The organism is Legionella spiritensis, assembly GCF_900186965.1.
GTDB classification, from domain to species: domain Bacteria; phylum Pseudomonadota; class Gammaproteobacteria; order Legionellales; family Legionellaceae; genus Legionella_C; species Legionella_C spiritensis.
The window spans coordinates 2773433-2794068 of sequence record NZ_LT906457.1; the positions used below are offsets into that span (position 1 = coordinate 2773433).

Here is a 20636-nt window from a genome sequence, read left to right on the forward strand (position 1 = left end):
TTACCTAAAGAGCATCGTCAATTAAGTATTAATTGATTTATAAGGATTGAAATGAAAACGCTCAACATTCAACAAGCTGCTGAATTTCTTGGAGCACATAAAGAAACTGTTCGCCGAATGGCAGCACGTAAACAAATCCCTGGAGTTAAGATCGGTCGTAGTTGGATTTTTATTGAACATGATCTTGTGACGTACATTAGAAACAAGTACTCTAGCAACGACGCTTCTCAGGGTGACCATAGGAGATTAAAATGGCACTCTACAAAAGAGATGAAGTATGGTGGCTTGATATCCGGCACCAAGGAAAAAGAGTACGCAAAAGTACTGGGACTGAAATAAGAGAAGATGCGCTGCGGTTGCATGATCAGCTGAAACATGAATTGTGGCAAACAGATAAAATTAAGTCATTGCCGAATAGAACCTGGATGGATGCGGTATTAAGATGGATAGATGAATCATCTCATAAGCGCAGTCTTGAAACAGATAAATACCATCTGGCATGGTTGGATACCTTTTTAAGAGCAAAAAAACTAACTGACATTGACAGAGATTTACTTGAGTTTATTGCTAAGAAAAAGGAAGCAGAGCATGTTTCCTTAACTACTGTTAATAGAGTTTTGGAACTGATTCGTGCAATTTTAAATCGTGCTCATAAAGAGTGGGGTTGGCTTGATAAGACTCCTATTATTAGGATGCGGAAAATTGAGAATAAGCGGATCCGTTGGTTAACAAAGGTAGAGGCTAATTTGCTTTTGAAAGAATTACCATCTCATTTAGAGGCAATGGCTTCTTTCACTTTAGCAACAGGTCTTAGAGAGTCTAATGTAACCCAATTGAAATGGAGCGAAATAAATTTAGATAAAAAACATGCGCTGATACATGCTGATGAGTCTAAATCTAAACGCCCCATACCTGTACCGTTAAACAAACAAGCAATCTCAATTTTAAAAGCACAGCAGGGAAGAAACCCAACGTATGTATTTACATACAAAGGAAATCCTGTAACTCGTTGTAATAACCATGCTTGGCAAAAAGCATTAGTACGCGCAGGTATTAATGACTTTCGTTGGCATGACTTACGACATACATGGGCAAGTTGGCATGTGCAAAATGGTACACCTTTGCATGAGTTACAACAACTCGGTGGGTGGTCTAATTATGAAATGGTGTTGCGTTATGCGCACCTTTCTAGTGCACACCTCAGAGCTGCGGCTGAACGTGTTTAGACACGTTTTGGTCACAGTAACTTGGTTTTTTGGTCACAAACTAGAGCTAAGTGCTTGATATTAAATGGCGCGCTCGGAGGGACTCGAACCCCCGACACCTTGGTTCGAAGCCAAGTACTCTATCCAGCTGAGCTACGAGCGCAATTGAGTGTATAAATGGTGGGCCGTATAGGATTCGAACCTATGACACAAAGGTTAAAAGCCTTCTGCTCTACCGACTGAGCTAACGGCCCGTATTACGGTGCACATCTTACATCTTTTATTTTGGGAATCAAGTCCACCAAAATGGTGGGCCGTATAGGATTCGAACCTATGACACAAAGGTTAAAAGCCTTCTGCTCTACCGACTGAGCTAACGGCCCAAAGAGGCTGGAATGATACCTTATTAAGGCAAAATTTCAAGTGTTTTTGGGGGATTATTTTTTAAAAGCGTCTTGCCCGTATATAAGTCCCGGCTACTGGCAAGTACCGTCCATCCTTCCTCCTCCAGGTTCTGTTTTTGAAAATCGAGGGTATCGTTGGGGAGAATTAAAAGTAAAACATCGGCTCCCATTGCGCCACAACCTTTCGCGGCAGATATATGATACTTTGATTTCAACCTGTCAAGATAATTCAAACTGTGCCTGGCTACTAACCCAAGATCGGCCAACTGTTGCTGGTAGTCGTTCACGGCCTTGATTAATAACGCGCTGTCTGCCTGCTCAAAAGCGGATTTAGCCTGTTCCACAATCTCTGATAACTGTGCGGTCGCCGAGGGCAGTGATACTCGCTGCAGATGGTAGTGAGTAGCCAGTTTTTGACCGCTATGAAGTAATAAAAAAGATAAATCCTTAAATGGCCAGTCATACGTTTCAATCATGTCATTATGGCGATTGATATAGACGCAGCGATGTTGTGTCTGAGCCAGAACATCATAGCCGCTGGGCCGTAATCCGTCACCACGCCAACAGGATTGATAATAAGCGTCCAGCAGAACCTGACGACTGGCTTTAACATGCAAAAGATGACAGCTGGCCAGATAGGCACCGATAAATTGAGCGCTTGAGCCGCCCAGTCCCCCCAGCCCCTGATATGGATCATACCAACGTAACCCCTGTGATGAAACATGGTGCGTTGACCACCATTGGCCAGCCGGAGACTCCGGATGTATTCCGTCGAGCGTTTCGGTCGCAATCAGCGACGTTTGAAAGCAAGGGGTTGTTGTAAGAATAATGGCAGGCCCGCCGGCCAAAGCAGCGTATTCACCAACCAGAAACGTTTTTGCGGGGATAGACCAATTCATAATTCAGGGTGTTGTCACTAAAATAATATCCAATCAGGGATTGCCGTTATTCCGGTTGAGTTTATATCGCAAGTCCACAGAACCATTCAAAACATGGAATTCAGCCTGCGGCTTGCCGGATTTCAGCCAGCATTTCATAAGCATTATTTAAGCTGATTCGTTTATTGATACGTAACCAATGCTGCAGTTTTTCCTTGAGTACCGGCATCTCATGATCCGTTGCTCCGGCAACCAGAGCCAGATTATCAAGGTGCAATCTCATATGACCTTGCACAATGCCATCCGTGCATAGCGCCCTTATTGCGCCCAGATTCTGGGTCAGGCCAACCGCAGCAATCACGCGCGAGAGATGGCTGGCCGATGCGATATTCATCATCTTCAAACACATTTTTGCCGCAGGATGCAGGGCCGTCACGCCGCCCACCGTACCGACGATGATGGGTGCGGTTAACTGTCCTGTCAATTGCCCCTGTTCATAGCGCCATTGTGTGATGGCCTGATAACGGCCCGAACGCGCTGCAAACGCGTGCACACCCGCTTCAACCGCCCGCCAGTCGTTGCCTGTGGCAATTAAAACAGGATCGATGCCATTCATGACACCCTTGTTATGTGTTGCGGCGCGATACGGATCAGATTCTGCAAACAGGGACGCTTCCTGGATACGCAGCCCCAACTCAGGCTCAACATCATTGATAGTAATCCGTGCGGTTGTCAGTTTTTGATCATTTAAATTGGACAAAATACACATGGTGACTTGCTCACCGGTCAATTTTTCCAGCGGCTCTTTCAAGTACTCAAGCACTTGATTAAGAATATTGGCACCCATCGCGTCACAGCAATTCATGGTTAAATGAATCACCGCCATGTCATGACCATCCTCACGCTGCAAACGACGGAGTTGTAAATCAACCACGCCTCCGCCCCGTTTGACCATCTCGGCTGCAACATCTTCATTCGCTTTTTCGATTAAAAAATGTTTGTTCTCGTTAAAAATTGTGGCAAAACCGGCAAAATTCTTAACCTTGGCCAACTGAATCTGACCAAGGACACACTCGCCATCCACCCTGGTTTGAATGGAACCATGCTGCCGGATCCATTTTGCCGTTTTGGACAATGCCGCAATAATGGACGTTTCTTCAACGGCGAGAGGGATAACATAATCGACGCCATCAATACAAAAATTGGTCGCCACGCCTAGCGGCAGCTGAAAATAACCAATCACATTTTCAATCAGCTTGTCAGCCAATGCCGTACCTTGTACACCGCCTTCCTTTAAAAATTGTATATCGTCTACAGTCAAGGCACCCATTTGTATTAAACGTTGAAAACGCTCTTCCCGATTTAATCTGGAAAACCCTTGAAATAATTGATCAGCATGATGATTTATTGACATGCTTTCCCCTTTAATTCACAAAGTTTACGAGTGCCCGTACAAAACATGGCAACCTTCAATTCATATTCAATGGCCATCATACGATCAATGACCTGTTGTTCCCCTGATAAAGCGACCTCCAGCATAGGTTTGGCAAAACCAACGGTGGATGCCCCTAACGCAAACAATTTTGCCGCGTCCAGGCCATGGCGTACACCGCCGGATCCCCATATTTCGTATCCGGGTTGAATAGCCATGGCGTTTTTAACACTTTGCACCGTATCAATACCCCAGTTCGCAAACGTTGCGGCTGCCTGTTGCCGAAGAGGATGTTCGCCGGCCCGGTGTCCCTCGATACGGCCCCAATGCGTTCCTCCCAACCCGCTGACATCCACGGCGGCAATACCGATATCATTCAGGCGCCGCAAGGTAGAGACAGAGAAACCACATCCGGTTTCCTTAATCACAACAGGGATAGCTAATTCGGAAACCAGTCGCGACAAGGCCTGCCAGCACCCTGCAAATTGCGGGGTACCTTCCGGTTGAATCACTTCCTGCAGAGGGTTGCAGTGAACAATCAGTGCCCGAGCCTCCAAAGCATCCGTCAAACGCCGAATGCGGCTCACCGGAGCATCAATAATCTGAGCGATACCAATATTGCTTAACAGGTGGACATCGGGAAAATCACGACGCAAGGATTGCCATTCAAAAGCCGCCTCGTTATCGGTCAGCTCGCGTCGTTGGGAACCAACCCCCATCACCCATCCTGTTGCAGCACACGCAGTGACAAGATGGCGATTAATCCGCGCCGCATCATGATGTCCGGCCGTCATGGAACTGACTAGAAAGGGTTTGTCCGCGCTTCGGCCAAAACGCCGGGTCGCTATTGTGATATCGGCAAAATTAACATCCGGTAACGCTTCATGAGCAAGAAAAACATTATCCAGACCATTCATGTCACTGGCTTGATTACAAGACATCAAGGCAAGTTCAATGTGATCCTGTTTGCGTTTTTCAAACTGGCTGTAAAGATCCTGCATATTGATCCATGTGGCCATAAAATGGCTCGTATCTTACCACAATTTACCCTTATCAACTACCGGCCTTGCGGATTATTCAGGACAACAAAAACCCGGGAGCTGTTGATGCGGCATGCCACGGCTGCAAACGCGTCTAATCAGCGCCATTCCGGGTATCGCGAAGAGTCCCCCCGGAAAATCAACCCCTATTTCATTTTTCCAAAAAGAACAAAAATTTCATTCAGGCGAGTATTCAGACGCGTAAAATAATACATCAGATTAAAAAAACCCAGAACCTGGTTATCCAGAGAGGCAAAACGAACCGAATCCTGGTTTATCGCCTCCGTCAACAAACCGGTTACATTCGTGGCAGGAAGCATCGATAAATCGGTTTCCTTCTTTAATTGCTTAATCATAACGTCCAAATTATGTACCGTCACTTCGGCTGCCTGCCGGATATGTGTTTTATCTTCCTCGGATAAATAAACCTCCAGCCAGCGATAGGTATTGATTAACGTAATGATATACTGGGTGCAAAATGTTGCCTGCTTCATCAGCAAATTAAAATTACGGTTATTCAAGCGGTGAAAAAGAAGTTCATACCGGCTTGATAACGCCTTTTTTCTAATAGTTTGAAATTCAACGGATAGTACATGGCTGGTTACGGGTTCAACCACGGAAGTCTTTTTGAAAAACGTCAATGACAGCGCAGCTTTGGAACGTTCAAGATGGGTAATAAATAAATCCTGCGCATCGGATTTGTCCGGTAAAAAAAAGCAATTGACCAGCAAGGCAATGGCTGCCCCGAGTATGGTATCAAAAACTCTCTCTTCCAGAAGCAATATAGTCCAGTTTCCCAACATGGCGAATAAAAAAACCACAAAACAGGTCAACGTGAAAACACCCGCCAGATGAAAAATGGGGAAAAAGTAAATTGTAAAAAAAACAAACAGGAGCAGAATGGCGGCTATAGTGGCCGGATCAGATGGCAGCGAGAAATACAGGGCGGTACCTACCACGCCGCCAAAGATCGTCATGGTGACTCGTTCAAAAGAGCGTTTGACGCTTTCTCCCCATGTTTGAGCGGTTAACGCCATAGCGGTCAGCGTGGTCCAATAACCTCTTTCCATGTGCAGCGTCAGGCTAATCAGTTCTGCGAGAAAAATGGCGATAGCCGCCTGAATACCCATCCTGGTCGTAGCTCTAATAGTCATCATGACCCCGCCGGATTTCGTTGAGGTGCTGATACAGAAGGGTAACACTTAATTTCAGATTCAAGAGAGCAAGTATCAGATTCGGATCACTTGATGATTCTTTACTGAATTTCCTGTCAATCTGAGGGAATTGCACGGCCGTTATTCGTCCACTGAATGAAAAATCCTTATCCAGACGCACACCTCTGAATGTCCTGGCAAAATGTTTATTGATCAGGCTTAAACGACGACGGGCAGCTCGCGTCAAGTGATATTTTTTTGTGCAAATGGATTGATATGACGCCAGCATCATGTCATAGGCATTCACCAGTATATAAAGATGAAGCAGGGTGTCGGCAAGAAATTTCTGCCGATTGTTGAAACGGCCTTTTTGTTCTATCGTTTGATTACTATCCAGTAAATGTTGCAGGCTTTCTTTCATTTTGTCAAAAGGCAGGGCATCAAAATCATCTTTATGAAAGCCCTGTAGTAGAAACCGTCTGAGCTCATCCATCCCGTGAGCTAACGTATCAAATATCAGGTTGGTATTTCTGACAAAAAGCTTCGTATAATTGCGGGGAAAAACCAGAAACATAACCAACGCCGCAACAATAAGTCCTTGCAGTAAAGCGTGCAGATGACCCAACGCCTGGGATCCGGACTGAAAGGGAAGTATCGTAGCCATAAAACACAACGTCCAGGCCATCATTGGCGCCATATTGTTTTCCGGCTCAAAACGACGCACATAATTCACGGTAAAACCCAGGATAATCAAGGTGGCAGCCGTGCAATACGGCGAGTCCCGTACCAGAAGACCCAATACAAATGAAAAAAAATAGATCGTATCAAGCAACAGGATCTGCTTCATCCGGGAAAACCAGGTGGTCGCCGTGATCCCTTGCATGGACATACCGCATGCAACCGTCGCCATCATTTTGATATTTAACGATTCCTTATACAACAATAACAGGACAATCACGATAGCCAGCGTCGTTTTAAACGCGAGCTTTAATTGAAAATAACCCGGATCCATCTTCCAGAGAACACTCAAGAATTTTTTATGAACCGTCACATTATCCACCTGCAAAAAGAATGCAATAGCCAATATTCAGTATCTGTGTCGTCCTTATAAAAAGGACATTTATCCACGATTTGCAGGTTGATCTGTCTATGGATAAACCAACAAAATCATTTCAATACCTGCCGTGAAGAATACACTCCAGGCTCTGTGAACCAAAATTTTCACAGAGCCTAATCGCCAGTATCGTCCTCATAAAAAATGCGTTTATCCAGAGCTGCGTCGCTGTTACTTACGATACAGGCAATGGTGGCATCTCCGGAAATATTGACCGCTGTGCGTACCATATCCAGCAAACGATCAATACCGATAATCATGGCTATACCTTCCGCCGGCAAATTCACCTGGGTTAATACCATGGTTAATGTAATCAATCCAACCCCGGGAACGCCTGCCGTACCAATGGACGCCATGGTTGCGACAAGAATTACGGTTAAATAACCGCTTATCCCAAGCGGGATATGATAACTGTTGGCAATAAATACCGTAGCCACACCCTGCATAACCGCCGTGCCGTCCATATTAATTGTTGCGCCCAGGGGAATGACAAACGACGCAATGGATTCACTAACGCCCAGCTTGCTGCGCACCCGATCCAGCGTCACGGGAATAGATACATTACTGCTGGACGTGGAAAAGGCGAATAACATAGCCGGCCAGAATTTGCGGTAAAACTGTATCGGCGACAATCCCGTAAAAATTTTGAGAAGCAAGGCGTAAACACAGATTATTTGCAGTAACAACGTACCGAGAACTGTCAGAAAATACCCGACAAGCTGTCCCAATATCATATAGCCATCGCGGGCAAACAACACGCAAACAAGGCAGAATATCCCATACGGCGCCACATAAAAAATAAGGTGCACCATCGTCATGACTACGTCATCCATATCACGAAATAATTGCCGTATACGATCACTTTTTGAACCCAGACTGCTGATTGCAACACCAATCAATAAGGCAAAGACTATGATTTGCAACATTTTCCCCTCGGCCATCGCGGCAACGGGATTATCAGGAAAAATGGCCAACAGGGTATCTTTCAGGGTCGGCGCTTTCACAATCATTTTTACCGATTGATCATCGGGCGGTGTAATACCACTGCCAACATCGACCCAGGTTGAAACGAGCAACGCAAGAGAAATGGCCATGGCGGTGGTTAACAAAAACAGAAATATCGTTTTAACAGCCGCCCGGCCAAACTCACTGGCATTGCTCAGACTGAAACTTCCGCAGACAAGGGAGACTAACACAACCGGCACAACCATCATTTTTAAAATGGCGATAAAAGATTGCCCGCCCCAATCAAGCACGCCTTCCACCAGATAATTCGTTAACCAATCTACATCCCGAAATTGATTAAATAATATACCAAGCGCTATTCCAGCAACGATAGCGACCAAAATCTGAGCACTTAACCGATTTGAACTATGATATTTCATGGTTTTTTTGCTGCAGCAAGTGGTTTCGTATTATCCTAGGCTATTTCTTATAAAAATGACAATCATGACCCAGAAAAATACTGTTGCCGGACTTGTCTTTAATGAAAATAAAAATTTGCTCCTGTGTCAGGGTTCCTGGTCTATCTCCAATCTGGACGGTATTGACGAGTGGCTGGACAATCTAACCTTGCCTTCTGAAAAAAATTTATCGATCAGCGGCGAAAAACTGAGTCATTTTGACAGTGCGGGTGCTTTGGCCCTGATACATTGCACTGATTTTCTCAGCGAACAAGGCAAGGAAGTCGAACTCATCGAATTCAATTCTGAACAGAAGTCATTACTTGATCTGGTTCAATCCAAAAAGGAAATCATGCGTTACCATGTTCCTGAACCAAAGCGGGAAGACATACTCTATCGAATCGGCAAGGAAACGATCAACAAGATAAAACAAACCGACGGTTTCGTGATTTTGCTCGGTGATTTAACCTCGAGATTTTTTGAAGCCTGCGCGCAATGGCGCCGTTTTCATCTGCCGAGCATTGCCTCGATTATTGATTCCAGCGGGATTCAGGCCCTGCCAATTGTAGGGCTTTTGTCCTTTCTGATCGGAATAGTGCTCGCCTATCAAATGGGTTTGCAGCTGCAAACCTATGGCGCCAATATTTTTATCGCCTATTTATCGGGAATGGCTATCTTTCGTGAGTTCGCTCCCCTGATAACAGCGATTATTGTCGCCGGGAGAACCAGTTCCGCCTTTACCGCGCAAATTGGCAGCATGAAAATCAACGAGGAAATTGACGCCTTAAATACCATGGGATTATCACCGGTCGAGTTACTGGTCATGCCCAAGGTGCTTGGCTTGCTCATCGTCTTTCCGTTGCTGATTTTCTGGTCCGATGTATTCAGCATCATCGGCGCCATGCTCATGTCAAACTGGATGCTGGACGTAGGCCATATTGATTTTCTGATCCGGTTAAAAGACTCCGTCGGTCTGGATCAATTCATGCTGGGTCTTTACAAGGCGCCCGCCTTTGCGGTTATCATCGCGTTAGTCGGATGCGCGCAAGGCTTTCTTGTTGAAGCGAATGCGGACAGTATAGGCAGTCAGACAACCAAAAGCGTGGTTCAAGCCCTCTTTTTAATTATTATCGCCGATGCCATTTTCTCGGTCGTCTACAGCTGGATGGGCATTTAGATGACCGAACCGGTAATAGAAATCAAGGGATTAAAAAATTACCTGGGCGGACAATGGGTGCATTCCGATGTGAACATGACCGTTGAAAAGGGTGAAATATTTGCCATCATTGGCGGCAGCGGCAGCGGTAAAACAACGATTTTACGAAGTTTGCTCATGTTGCTTAAACCCACATCCGGCCTTCTTAAAATTTTCGGGCAGGACATTGCCTCCCTGTCCAACCGCGAAGCCGACAAATTACGTCAGCGATGGGGGATGCTTTTTCAGCACAGCGCTCTTTTTTCGGCAATGACCGTGATTGAAAATATCATGTTTCCCATGCGTGAATTTACGGAGCTTGATCAGGAGTTCATGCGGGAGTTAGCCATGCTGAAAATTTCGCTGGTGGGATTACCGAAAGAAGCCGCCGGCAAATTTCCCTCCCAGTTGAGCGGGGGCATGCAAAGGCGGGCAGCGGCGGCTCGCGCCATCGCCATGGATCCGGAATTGTTATTCCTTGACGAACCGACGACAGGACTGGATCCGCGTAGCGCCAGATTATTTGATAAATTAATTCTATCCTTGCGAGACGCCTTGAATTTGACTGTGGTTATGGTCAGCCACGATGTGGAGTCACTCAAACGAATTGCAGACCGAATCGCGTTTGTTGGCGAAGGGAAAATTTTATGCGCCGCTCCCATGGACGAATTAATAAAAAACAAGCATCCTTTGATTGCCGAATACTTCAGTAATCTCTAAACTGTGGAAATAGACAATAAGGAGCATTCTGTTTGGAATCGAAAACCAATTACACGATGGTCGGACTGTCGGTGCTGATTCTTACCAGCGCCTTGCTCGCCTCCGCCCTGTGGTTATCGGTGGGATTCAACCAGAAACAATACAAAACCTATGCGGTTTACTTCCATGAAGCCGTTTCCGGTTTAAGCGGGGAATCGCCCGTCAAATTCAACGGCGTGCAGGTTGGCTATGTAAAAAAAATCGCCTTAAATCATGTTAACCCGCAACAAGTCCGGATTTTACTGGCTATTGAGGAAGGAACACCGATTACGACCAGCACCACCGCCACCCTGATTTCTCAAGGGATAACCGGCACAACGTATATCGGCCTGTCGGCCAGCTCTTCCGATTTAACCCCCCTGCAAAAAAAAGCGAAGGAACCTTATCCTGTGATTCCAAGCCGTCCCTCACTGTTTAACCAGCTGGACAAGGTTCTGAAAGACGTCTCTGAAAATATAAACAGCGTCAGCATGGACATTAAAAAAATCTTTGACAAGGAAAACACGGAACATCTTAAAAAAACGCTGGCCAATTTGCAGATTTTCACGGATACCATCGCGGAAAATAAACAAAGCATCAAGGAAAGCCTGCAACATGCGAATGTTTTATTACGCAATATGGCCAAGGCAAGCGAGCAGTTTCCGGAGATGGTTAAAGAGCTGAAAAACGGCGTTCACAATATTTCTGCGGCGGGCACGAAAGTGTCATCGACGATGGATGCCGGAAAAACGGCGCTGGATAAACTGTCGCAACAAACCATTCCTCCGGCAGTGCTTTTGTTACAGCGTCTAAACCATATCGCGGCTAACCTGGAACAGGTCAGCACGCAAATGCAGCGTAATCCATCCGTCATTATTCGGGGCACCAAACCGCCTCCCCCAGGACCAGGAGAATAAATGTGAACAGGTTCGTGATTATTCTGCTCGCTCTCGCCAGTACGCTGCTTGGCGGTTGCTCGCCTGTAAAATCAGTGGTCACCAATCAGTATAAATTAAGCGCTTACAGCGCTAAAAAACTTGCGAACCACCAATCGTCCGTCTCCATTCTTGTCAATGCGCCGGAGGCCGTGGGAGGATACCAGACCGAACAAATGTTATATATGGAAAAACCTTTTGAAATCAGTTCGTTCGCTTATAATGCCTGGGCCAACCCTCCGGCTGACATGCTGTTTCCCCTTATTATGCAAAGCCTGCAGCGAAGCGGGTATTTTTACGCTGTCGCATCCAGTCCGACCTCGGAAAAAACCGATTATCGCCTGGATACACAACTTATTGAACTGCAACAGAATTTTTTACAAAAACCCAGTACCATCCATTTTATAGCCAAAATTGTTCTCACGCATCTTGACGACAACCGTGTGATAGCCTCTCGTATCATCAGTCTGCGCATACCTTGCCCCCGGGAATCCCCTTACGGCGGAGTGCTGGCAGCCAATCAGGCAACCTTGAGCTTTACGAACCAGTTAACGGAATTTGTTGTCGGTGTTATCAAAAGGACAAATAACCGATAACCAGCCCTTTTTGACGATAGCGAAATGATAAAAACAATTGTACAATGACTCGCCACTGTGGTGTTTTAAGAGGGCAACATCATACTTTTCCTTGAATGTATGCAACAGATGCCGTACAGGGGCAAAGGATATCCTTCCCCGCGTTCGGGATGACGAAAATCCGTATGGCATTAAATTAATTCAAAATGGTATGATTTAATTCGGAAATCATTTTTGCAAGTTTATTATTTATGGTTAACCAAGAATTACTAAGGAGATAAAGGATGAAAGCTCAATCGTTTCTAAAGCTGGGCCTTGTTGTCGCAAGCGTTATCCTGCTCGCTGCCTGTTCAAAAAAAATGCCGGGAAGCGCGGACATGGCCGACGGCGAGGCTTCATCTCAGGGATTGGGTCAATTTACCCGCTTTGCCGGCCAACAGCCCGGCGAGTCCTATACGACCCAGGCGCCCCATAACCAGCTTTACCTGTTTGCCTACGACGACAGTTCCTTTGCGCCCAAATACAGGGCTTCCCTGGATGCGCAGTCCGACTACCTGATAGCCCATCCCGGAGCTCGCGTGTTGCTCGCCGGCCACACCGATGAGCGAGGAAGCCGCGAGTACAACATCGCACTCGGCGAACGGCGCGCCAATACCGTGGCGCAGTTAATGCGAATGGCCGGTGTTAACCGAACCCAGATTCGCGTGGTAAGCTATGGCAAGGAGCGTCCGATTAATCTCGGTCACGACGAGGCGTCCCACCTCCAGAATCGACGTGTTGAGTTAACTTATGAGGCTACCCGATGAAGAGCGCACAACAACGCTTATTTGCACTATTTTTTTGTTGTATATTAGCCGTACCCGCCTACGCGGAAGCTCCGGTCGTAGACGACAGTGAAAATTTTGCCATTCTTGACGAACAACAGGCTGCCATGGAGCAGTCTGTTGCCAAAGCACAACTTGATGATACTTTTGACGACGAGGAAATACCTCTGGCCAAAGACGATCCTGCGGACAATAACGATCGTAACGCCGAGCTTCTGGATAAAGTGCAGAACATGAAACAGGAAATTCAGGAATTGCGTGGCCAGGTTGAGGTGCTGACCCATAATTTACAACAATTACAGCAACAGCAATTGGCGTTTTACAAAGATCTGGACGCCCGTTTGAGACAAGGAGCGACTAGTCAATCAAACCAGGCGGCAACACAACCGAATACGGAATTATCCATGGGATCACCGACTGATTCCAGCACCGCCACGGATTCCGGTGCCCGCCATCAAAATACGATGGCCGCCGCGGTAACTCCAACAAGAAGCAATCCGGCTGATGAACAAATCAGCTATCTGGCGGCTTATGAACTCGTGAAAAACAAACGTTACGACGACGCATTAACCGCCATGCAGACATTCGTTACCCAGTATCCCAAAGGGGGTTATACGGCAAACGCGCAATACTGGCTTGGCGAGTTATATATGGTCAAGAGAGAATACAATGAAGCCATCGAACATTTTGAAGTCGTGCTCAAGTACTTTCCAACATCAAGCAAAGCGGCGGCTTGCAGTCTGAAAATCGGCTACGCCCTGGCCGCTTCGGGAAGACAAAGTGAAGCCAGACGCCGTCTGCAACAAGTCGTTAAAAATTTTCCTGACACGCCTACCGCCCAACTGGCCGTGGCAAAATTAAAATCATTAAATCCTTCATGACTCGTATACTGCAGCAACTTCGTATTACGGAAATATTTCATTCCTTACAAGGGGAGTCAACCACCGTGGGGCTTCCCACGGTTTTCATTCGCCTTACCGGCTGTCCGCTTCGCTGCCAGTATTGCGATACGGCTTACGCCTTTAGCGGAGGTACTGTTTTAACATTTGAGGCTATCCTCACCCGGGTAGCCGGTTATGAATGCTCGCATGTCTGCGTCACCGGTGGGGAGCCTCTGGCCCAACCCGGTTGTATTCCCTTGCTTGAAGAGCTCTGTAACGCCGGTTATCAGGTATCACTGGAAACCAGCGGAGCGCGCGATATCGCGCTTGTTGATCCCAGAGTCATGATCGTCATGGATCTGAAAACACCTGGCTCACAGGAATGCGATAAAAATTTATTCGGCAATCTGGCCAGACTTAAACGAACGGATCAAATCAAATTCGTCATTTGTAACCGGGAAGACTACGATTGGGCCTGCCAGATAATACTAACGCACCAACTTACGGAGATAACCCAGGTGCTCTTTTCCCCAAGCTGGACTGAGTTAAATCCGACTTTATTGGCCAACTGGATCATACAAGACCGATTACAGGTGCGATTTCAGTTACAATTGCATAAAATTCTTTGGAATGATGCCCCAGGCCATTAACTAGGAGAAAAAAATGCATTGGTTTGCCCAAGCGCCAGCGAATATTGCCCTTATCAAGTACATGGGTAAAAAAGACGACCGTAAAAACATCCCCGATAACCCGTCCCTGTCATACACCCTAAACCATCTGTTAAGCAGCGTTGTCCTGGAACCGCACTCCGGAAAACAAGATATCTGGGAACCACTGCACATACCTGGCGCCACACCGTTTACCTTATCCCCCAAGGCGCAGCAACGTTACCTCAACCATTTGCAATTTCTCAAAGATCATTTTCAGTATTCAGGATCGTTTGTCGTGCGCTCCACAAATAATTTTCCTCTTGGCAGCGGGCTAGCCAGTTCCGCGTCCAGCTTCGCCGCCCTGACCAAATGCACCATCCTCGCACTCAGCGAACTGGAACGGTTTGATCCTCCGTCCATTAAGAAACAGGCGGAACTTAGCCGTATTGGTTCCGGTTCGTCCTGCCGTTCTTTTTTTTCACCCTGGGCTTTATGGGAAGAAAACGATGTAAAAGGTGTGGATTTGCCATATAACAAACTTCTGCACCAGGTGATCATCATCAGTCATGCGGAAAAATCGGTTCCATCCAGTGAGGCGCATCAACGAATAAAATCAAGTCCTGGTTACCTGGAGCGCCCACATCGAGCCACTGAAAACCTGAAAGTGTTGCTCATTGCGCTACATAACCAGGATTGGGAAAATGCTTACAGGATTTGCTGGCGGGAATTTCACGATATGCATCAATTATTCAGCAGTTGCAGTAATCCTTTCTCCTATATGACGGAGCAAAGCGAGGAATTGTTACGGCTTATCCAGAAATTATGGGAAAAAAAGGGCGATGGTCCCATAGTCACCATGGATGCCGGCCCCAATATCCATTTACTGTATAGACCGGAACAATCCGAGATGGCGAAACAATTTCAACATGATAACCTGGTTGGGAATTACGATGTTCTGTGATTTTAATACCGTAACTTGCGGTAAATGGATTCTTGCCGGCGAACACTCGGTTCTCAGAGGCAAGGGAGCATTAGTATTTCCAATCAGACAGAAACAATTATCGTTGAGTTACGTCCCTTCCGTGTCAGAACTCAGCGCCGATTGCAGTGGCGACACCGGAGCCGAGATTCGGCTTTTATTCTGGAGCGTTCTTGAACGAGGTCAGCAATTGATTGGAGACTCGTTGAATCGATTAACCGGCCATTTCAAATTACATTGCAACATACCCATAGGGGTTGGCATGGGGGCCTCAGCCGCACTCTGCGTGGCAATGGCCCGCTGGTTTTCCGCCCAGAAATTAATTCATCCCGATACCGTCGCCACCTTCGCCCGGCAACTGGAAAATTTATTTCATGGACAAAGCAGCGGCCTTGATATTGCGGGTGTCGCTACCGATGCGGGTATTTTTTATCAGGATGGAAAAATCAAATCCATACGACAAAACTGGCAACCTCACTGGTATTTATCTTCCTGCGGACAGATTGGCATCACGGCTCATTGCATTCAGACGGTTAACCAGCTTTGGGAAAACGACAGCGTGGAAGCGTCCGGTATTGATGAGGATATGGATAATGCCGCCAGTAAGGCCCGTGAAGCTCTGGAATCAAATGATTCTTGCGCTTTGTCCTTACTGGCCGATGCGATTAATCAAAGTGCGTCCTGTTTTGCCCGCTGGGGATTAGTCAGTGAAAATTTATTGCATCACATGAAGCTGCTGTTGGACAATGGCGCGTTAGCCGTCAAACCAACGGGCTCCGGTGGCGGGGGCTATGTCGTCAGTCTATGGGAACACCCGCCTGAAAAAACGCCGGTGGAATTCATTGCCGTTTAAAAACCCATCCTGACGGTTACTCAACGAACTGATAGTAGGTCTCGTTGTTTTTAACCATGCCAAGCTCATAGCGGGCTTGCTCCTCCAGAGCCTGCTCCCCGCTTTTCAACTCCATAATATCCGCTTCAATCGCATGATTACGGGCCAGAAGTTTCTGATTTTCTTTCTCCTGGCCGATAATTTTCCTTTCCAGTTGCCGCCATTGCAGGATACTGCCGTCCCCAAGCCACAATTTATATTGCAGCCCGACTAAAGCCAGTATCAAAATGGCCACAATGGATCGCATAGATTAACCAGGTGAGAATAGTTTTATACATTATATACTGCAGACAGAACTTTTGGCGAGAATTTGCCCCAAAAGTCCGTATAAAACATTACCAGGATTAGCCATGCCACCATTAGTAAACTACCACAGCCACAATCTGCTGACGGATACAACCTCAGCCTTGGGCCAAAGCGGTTTTCCCGGCATAGGGAAAATGGGACATTTCTTCAATACGAAGTAACTGATTGTATTTTGCTACACGATCCGTGCGGCAAAGCGAACCGGTTTTAATTTGTCCGCATCCTGTTGCAACGGCCAGATCAGCGATAAACGTATCTTCGGTTTCCCCGGAACGATGGGACATGACACAGCGATAGCCATTGGCATGGGCTAATTGAATGGCCTGTCTTGTTTCACTTAAGGTACCAATCTGATTAAGTTTGATTAAAATAGCATTGGCTATTTTTTGATTGATTCCTTCCTGTAAAATAACAGGGTTGGTCACAAACAAATCGTCTCCAACCAATTGCAAACGATCGCCGAGAGCACCGGTCAATTGCTGCCAGCCGTTCCAGTCTCCCTCATCCAGACCATCCTCCAGGCTTACAACCGGATAGGAAGAAACCAGATCGGTATAATAAGCGATCATACCCTCGCTATCTAATTTTTTCTTATCCGAAGCCAGATGATAATAACCGCCTTCATACAATTCGGATGCGGCAACATCAAGGGCAAAGACCATATCCTGCCCCAATTTGAATCCGGCCAGTTCCACGGCCTGGGCCAACATATCCAGAGCCTGGCGGTTGGATTTCAAATCCGGCGCAAAACCACCTTCATCACCTACCGCCGTATTGAGGCCTTGTTTTTTAAGAACCGTTTTCAATACGTGGAACGTCTCCGCTCCCATTTGTAATGCCGAGGTAAAATCAGCCGCGCCGACAGGCATGATCATAAACTCCTGAATGTCGACGTTGTTGTCTGCGTGTGCGCCACCATTAAGGACATTCATCATAGGCACCGGCATGGTCATCGTTTCACCATGGTTTAACGCAAGATAGAGCGGTTGCTGCCGGGCATTGGCATACGCTCTGGCACAGGCCAGGGAAACGGCCAGCAAGGCGTTAGCTCCCAGACGGGATTTATTGTCCGTGCCATCCAACTCGCATAATCTGCGATCAATGTCATCCTGATGAGCGACCGACATACCTTTTAGCGACTGGTTAATAACGTGATTAATATGTTCAACGGCTCTGCGCACGCCCTTGCCGGCATAACGATTCGGTTCGCCGTCACGCAATTCACAGGCTTCCCGGCTGCCGGTCGACGCTCCGGACGGTACACAGGCACGCCCCATCGCCCCATTCGCCAGAAAAACATCCGCTTCCACGGTTGGATTCCCACGTGAATCAATAATTTCCCGACCTTTTATACTGGCAATTTGCATGACTGTTCCTCAATGATGGCAGGCATGCCCACCCTTGCTTACGTACCGGATGCCTGAGACAAGTCCGGACACGTAAGAAAAAGGTGAGCAGTTACGATTAAACACGGATTTGGGCGATATTGTTTTGCGATTACGCCACCTTGTCAAGATGTAATCCGAATATCATGGACACGTACGTGTGCAGAACCCGCCCTAATATTTCTGATGAGGAACCAGAAAAAACAGCAGCAGCCAGACTGCGAGACTGATACCGGTCACCCACATCATCAACACATAAAATCCTCGCAGTCCCGCGTTCGCCCGTTTAATGATGTCAAATCGTTGCACATAAATGGTTTCACATGCGCCGTTGCCTCTGTCATCGCGTGTGATGCTGGTTCCCCGATTGAAGTGATTCTCAGGGTTGGCGTATTCGGCCAGGACTCCCTGAATACGAATTTGATCGCCAACCTGAGCTTTCATCAAAGTCCGTTTGATGGCCAGATTATCAGTAAGCAGATGGTTATTTGACAACGCGTTATTCCTGAATTTCGAATATACCGTCGGATCGGACCAATGAACCCAGCAAGTCCAGCTATCGCTGCTGAAGGTCATTTTTTTATAAATCCCGGATTTGACGTTATCGCCCCAAATCACACACAGATCCCGTAAATTGATAAAATCCTTCCAGCGATCATGATGGGTAATATTGCCGAAACCATCCGCATTGCTGTAGGAAACAATGACGCCATTCAAATCATAATCGTAACGTGGTTTGATGACATAATTCTGCTTGTTAACCACTAGAGCAAACGGTTTTTCACTGGTTGGCGTCTGTGTCGGCGTCACCAGTTTTTGCGTATCATAAAACCCGGGATCCGGTAACCTGTCCTTGTAAAAATACGTCACGACCAGGGTAGCCAGCCCAGCCAGAAAAACCATTTTACACACGCGTTCCGTTGTTCGCGAAATAAACATCATCTATCCTGCGGTACAAGGTATGGTGTCATCATGTCATTTGCCAATACCCGAACTGGTCTTTCCTACCACATTCACTTTGATGTAAAGCGTTGAATTTTGCTGATAGGTACTCCCGGCCGTATACACCATGGTATTGGAATCCGCAGTTGGCTGGCTGCCATCGGCACTCGCCAGAACGACCCATTGATCCAGCGGAACCAATACCGTTGTCATGACTTTCTGTTCATTAAAATTCTGGTTACTGGTGTAACTATCCTGTTCACGAATTCTTTTTACAGTTAACTTCACCTTCTGTCCTTGCAGGACTGGCTCCACCAGCAAACCGTTTTGCAACAAGCGGCGATCGTAGTTAACGCCGGTAAACCATCCTATCCCTACCGAACTCAGGACAGGTTGATCTTCACCGGTACTCACAAAAGCCGATTCACCGTTCATGACGGTTACCGACTGGTTTTGAGGTTGATTGGTCGGCATTTGCGTACTGATAACCATGGCATCGTCATGCTGACTGGCCAGCCAGTTTGAATCGCCCTGATGAACAGAGATTTTAAAGGTGACCGGCGGTTGGTCTATTTTATGCAGCACGGCACGCAATTGCGTCAAGGTTTGCGGGGTTACTTTAACAATCAGCGTCTGTCCGGAGCCACTGACTTTTTCTCCGTCCGTAAGCAAAGGCTGAATCAGTTTAATCACCTGATCCGCATTCTGGTAGTGCAGATCAATGACCTTTGTGATCATAGGCGCTGCTATAACCTGTACGGCAACAAACCATAACACCAGAATCCATTTCTTCATGTTCCCATCCTTTTGAATGTTTGCAACCGATGCTGTTGCCGGTATATAAAAAATTTTATCCCGACCCTGATAATCAGTGTAGCAGGACTAAACCCAGGAAACTTCAAAATGCGAGATTTATCGGCAGCCGCTCCAACAATTCGCAATAATGTGCCAAATAATTACTGAATAGTTTTGCTCTATGAAAAGTTTCGTTATAATGGCCTAATCTTTTTTCAGATACGTAACGATGATGGGTAGCATATTCAATATGTTCGGGCCGTCTCCAATCAGGCCTATCGAGCAACACATGCGTAAAACGTATCATTGTGCCAAGCAATTGCATCCTTTATTTGAAGCCGTGCTTCAACAGGATTGGGAAACGGCCACCAAGATCAAAGATAAAATTTGTGCTATTGAAAAGGAAGCCGACCTTATTAAGCGCGACTTGCGTCTGCATTTGCCAACCGGACTGTTTCTACCGGTATCACGCACCGATCTGCTTGAGTTGCTCAGCGCCCAGGATCGCATCGCTAATCGGGCAGAGGATATTGCCGGCCTGATTATCAGCCGCAAGATGATCATACCTTCCACGCTATCTGCCGTATTTATGCCTTTTTTGGAACGCTGCCTTGATGCGGCCAAGCAAGCCTGCAAAGCCATTAACGAACTGGATGAACTGCTGGAAAGCGGATTTCGTGGCAGCGAAGTCAAAATTGTGGAAGAAATGATAGTCACGCTCGATGAAATTGAGCATGACAGTGATGAAAAATTAGCCGATATCAGGCATCGTATATTTGAACTGGAAAAGGAATTACCAGCTATTGAAGTAGTTTTTCTCTACAAATTGGTTCAATGGATTGGTGATTTGGCCGATCATGCCCAGACTGTGGGCGGGCGGCTGCAAATACTTATTGCCCGGTAGTAATA

22 protein-coding genes and 3 tRNA genes are annotated in these 20636 nt (G+C 46.7%); 12 read left to right on the top strand and 13 right to left on the bottom strand.

What is annotated here, in order from left to right:
* Nucleotides 1-51 precede the first annotated feature (51 nt).
* Nucleotides 52-339 (top strand): helix-turn-helix domain-containing protein, encoded by a 288-nt coding sequence (locus CKW05_RS12550; protein WP_082642755.1) that lies wholly within the window; start codon nt 52-54, stop codon nt 337-339.
* Nucleotides 252-1226, top strand: a complete 975-nt coding sequence (locus CKW05_RS12555) for a tyrosine-type recombinase/integrase (protein WP_058483159.1) — start codon at nt 252-254, stop codon at nt 1224-1226. The genes CKW05_RS12550 and CKW05_RS12555 overlap by 88 nt, the downstream gene beginning before the upstream one ends.
* 65 nt (nt 1227-1291) lie before the next feature.
* On the opposite strand, the gene CKW05_RS12560 is transcribed toward CKW05_RS12555, so the two are convergent.
* From CKW05_RS12560 to CKW05_RS12600, 9 genes are all read right to left on the bottom strand, one after another.
* A tRNA-Arg gene (locus CKW05_RS12560) sits at nt 1292-1368 on the bottom strand.
* Nucleotides 1369-1383: 15 nt separating this feature from the next.
* Nucleotides 1384-1459 (bottom strand) — tRNA-Lys (locus CKW05_RS12565).
* 53 nt (nt 1460-1512) lie between these two features.
* A tRNA-Lys gene (locus CKW05_RS12570) sits at nt 1513-1588 on the bottom strand.
* Between the two features lie 23 nt (nt 1589-1611).
* Nucleotides 1612-2508: a hypothetical protein gene (locus tag CKW05_RS12575; protein ID WP_058483158.1), complete on the bottom strand. Its 897-nt coding sequence runs from the start codon at nt 2506-2508 to the stop codon at nt 1612-1614.
* A gap of 100 nt (nt 2509-2608) precedes the next feature.
* Nucleotides 2609-3901, bottom strand: coding sequence for a hydroxymethylglutaryl-CoA reductase, degradative (locus tag CKW05_RS12580; protein ID WP_058483157.1), 1293 nt, complete (start codon nt 3899-3901; stop codon nt 2609-2611).
* Entirely contained in the window at nt 3892-4920 is a 1029-nt protein-coding gene (gene fni, locus CKW05_RS12585; protein WP_058483304.1) for a type 2 isopentenyl-diphosphate Delta-isomerase, read from the bottom strand. The genes CKW05_RS12580 and fni overlap by 10 nt, the downstream gene beginning before the upstream one ends.
* 185 nt (nt 4921-5105) lie before the next feature.
* On the bottom strand, nt 5106-6116 hold the full coding sequence (locus tag CKW05_RS12590) for an FUSC family protein (protein WP_082642754.1): 1011 nt from the start codon (nt 6114-6116) through the stop codon (nt 5106-5108).
* A complete protein-coding gene (locus CKW05_RS12595) occupies nt 6103-7164 on the bottom strand; it encodes a hypothetical protein (protein WP_133141167.1) in 1062 nt (353 codons plus the stop codon). Before CKW05_RS12595 ends, CKW05_RS12590 begins: the two co-directional genes overlap by 14 nt.
* A 179-nt stretch (nt 7165-7343) precedes the next feature.
* The gene (locus CKW05_RS12600; protein WP_058483154.1) at nt 7344-8612 is read right to left on the bottom strand and encodes a dicarboxylate/amino acid:cation symporter; all 1269 of its coding nucleotides are present in this window, start codon (nt 8610-8612) and stop codon (nt 7344-7346) included.
* A 64-nt stretch (nt 8613-8676) separates the two neighbouring features.
* Here CKW05_RS12600 and CKW05_RS12605 point away from each other — a divergent pair, with 64 nt between their 5' ends.
* The 9 genes from CKW05_RS12605 to CKW05_RS12645 all read left to right on the top strand — a co-directional run bounded on the left by CKW05_RS12605 (nt 8677) and on the right by CKW05_RS12645 (nt 16260).
* On the top strand, nt 8677-9807 hold the full coding sequence (locus CKW05_RS12605; protein ID WP_058483303.1) for an MlaE family ABC transporter permease: 1131 nt from the start codon (nt 8677-8679) through the stop codon (nt 9805-9807).
* On the top strand, nt 9808-10545 hold the full coding sequence (locus CKW05_RS12610; RefSeq protein WP_058483153.1) for an ABC transporter ATP-binding protein: 738 nt from the start codon (nt 9808-9810) through the stop codon (nt 10543-10545). It abuts the gene before it with no gap.
* Between the two features lie 32 nt (nt 10546-10577).
* Nucleotides 10578-11480 carry an MlaD family protein gene (locus tag CKW05_RS12615; RefSeq protein WP_065238389.1) on the top strand — a complete coding sequence of 301 codons (903 nt, stop codon included), beginning with the start codon at nt 10578-10580 and terminating at the stop codon, nt 11478-11480.
* A gap of 2 nt (nt 11481-11482) precedes the next feature.
* A complete protein-coding gene (locus tag CKW05_RS12620; protein ID WP_058483151.1) occupies nt 11483-12094 on the top strand; it encodes an ABC-type transport auxiliary lipoprotein family protein in 612 nt (203 codons plus the stop codon).
* A gap of 263 nt (nt 12095-12357) precedes the next feature.
* Nucleotides 12358-12879 carry a peptidoglycan-associated lipoprotein Pal gene (gene pal, locus CKW05_RS12625; protein WP_058483150.1) on the top strand — a complete coding sequence of 174 codons (522 nt, stop codon included), beginning with the start codon at nt 12358-12360 and terminating at the stop codon, nt 12877-12879.
* A complete protein-coding gene (ybgF, locus tag CKW05_RS12630; protein WP_058483149.1) occupies nt 12876-13778 on the top strand; it encodes a tol-pal system protein YbgF in 903 nt (300 codons plus the stop codon). Before pal ends, ybgF begins: the two co-directional genes overlap by 4 nt.
* Nucleotides 13775-14428: a 7-carboxy-7-deazaguanine synthase QueE gene (gene queE, locus CKW05_RS12635; RefSeq protein ID WP_082642753.1), complete on the top strand. Its 654-nt coding sequence runs from the start codon at nt 13775-13777 to the stop codon at nt 14426-14428. The genes ybgF and queE overlap by 4 nt, the downstream gene beginning before the upstream one ends.
* A 13-nt stretch (nt 14429-14441) precedes the next feature.
* A complete protein-coding gene (locus CKW05_RS12640) occupies nt 14442-15389 on the top strand; it encodes a diphosphomevalonate/mevalonate 3,5-bisphosphate decarboxylase family protein (RefSeq protein ID WP_058483148.1) in 948 nt (315 codons plus the stop codon).
* Nucleotides 15379-16260 (top strand): mevalonate kinase family protein, encoded by an 882-nt coding sequence (locus tag CKW05_RS12645; protein ID WP_058483301.1) that lies wholly within the window; start codon nt 15379-15381, stop codon nt 16258-16260. Before CKW05_RS12640 ends, CKW05_RS12645 begins: the two co-directional genes overlap by 11 nt.
* 16 nt (nt 16261-16276) lie before the next feature.
* Here CKW05_RS12645 and ftsB read toward each other — a convergent pair whose 3' ends face one another.
* The 4 genes from ftsB to CKW05_RS12665 form a co-directional block, all read right to left on the bottom strand.
* On the bottom strand, nt 16277-16546 hold the full coding sequence (gene ftsB, locus CKW05_RS12650) for a cell division protein FtsB (protein ID WP_058483147.1): 270 nt from the start codon (nt 16544-16546) through the stop codon (nt 16277-16279).
* 154 nt (nt 16547-16700) lie between these two features.
* Nucleotides 16701-17972 carry a phosphopyruvate hydratase gene (gene eno, locus CKW05_RS12655; protein ID WP_058483146.1) on the bottom strand — a complete coding sequence of 424 codons (1272 nt, stop codon included), beginning with the start codon at nt 17970-17972 and terminating at the stop codon, nt 16701-16703.
* Between the two features lie 192 nt (nt 17973-18164).
* Nucleotides 18165-18932, bottom strand: coding sequence for a hypothetical protein (locus CKW05_RS12660; RefSeq protein ID WP_197697345.1), 768 nt, complete (start codon nt 18930-18932; stop codon nt 18165-18167).
* 33 nt (nt 18933-18965) lie between these two features.
* Entirely contained in the window at nt 18966-19727 is a 762-nt protein-coding gene (locus CKW05_RS12665; protein WP_058483144.1) for a type II/III secretion system protein, read from the bottom strand.
* Between the two features lie 250 nt (nt 19728-19977).
* Between CKW05_RS12665 and CKW05_RS12670 the strand changes: the two genes are divergently transcribed.
* Nucleotides 19978-20631, top strand: a complete 654-nt coding sequence (locus tag CKW05_RS12670; protein WP_231950763.1) for a TIGR00153 family protein — start codon at nt 19978-19980, stop codon at nt 20629-20631.
* Nucleotides 20632-20636 lie beyond the last annotated feature (5 nt).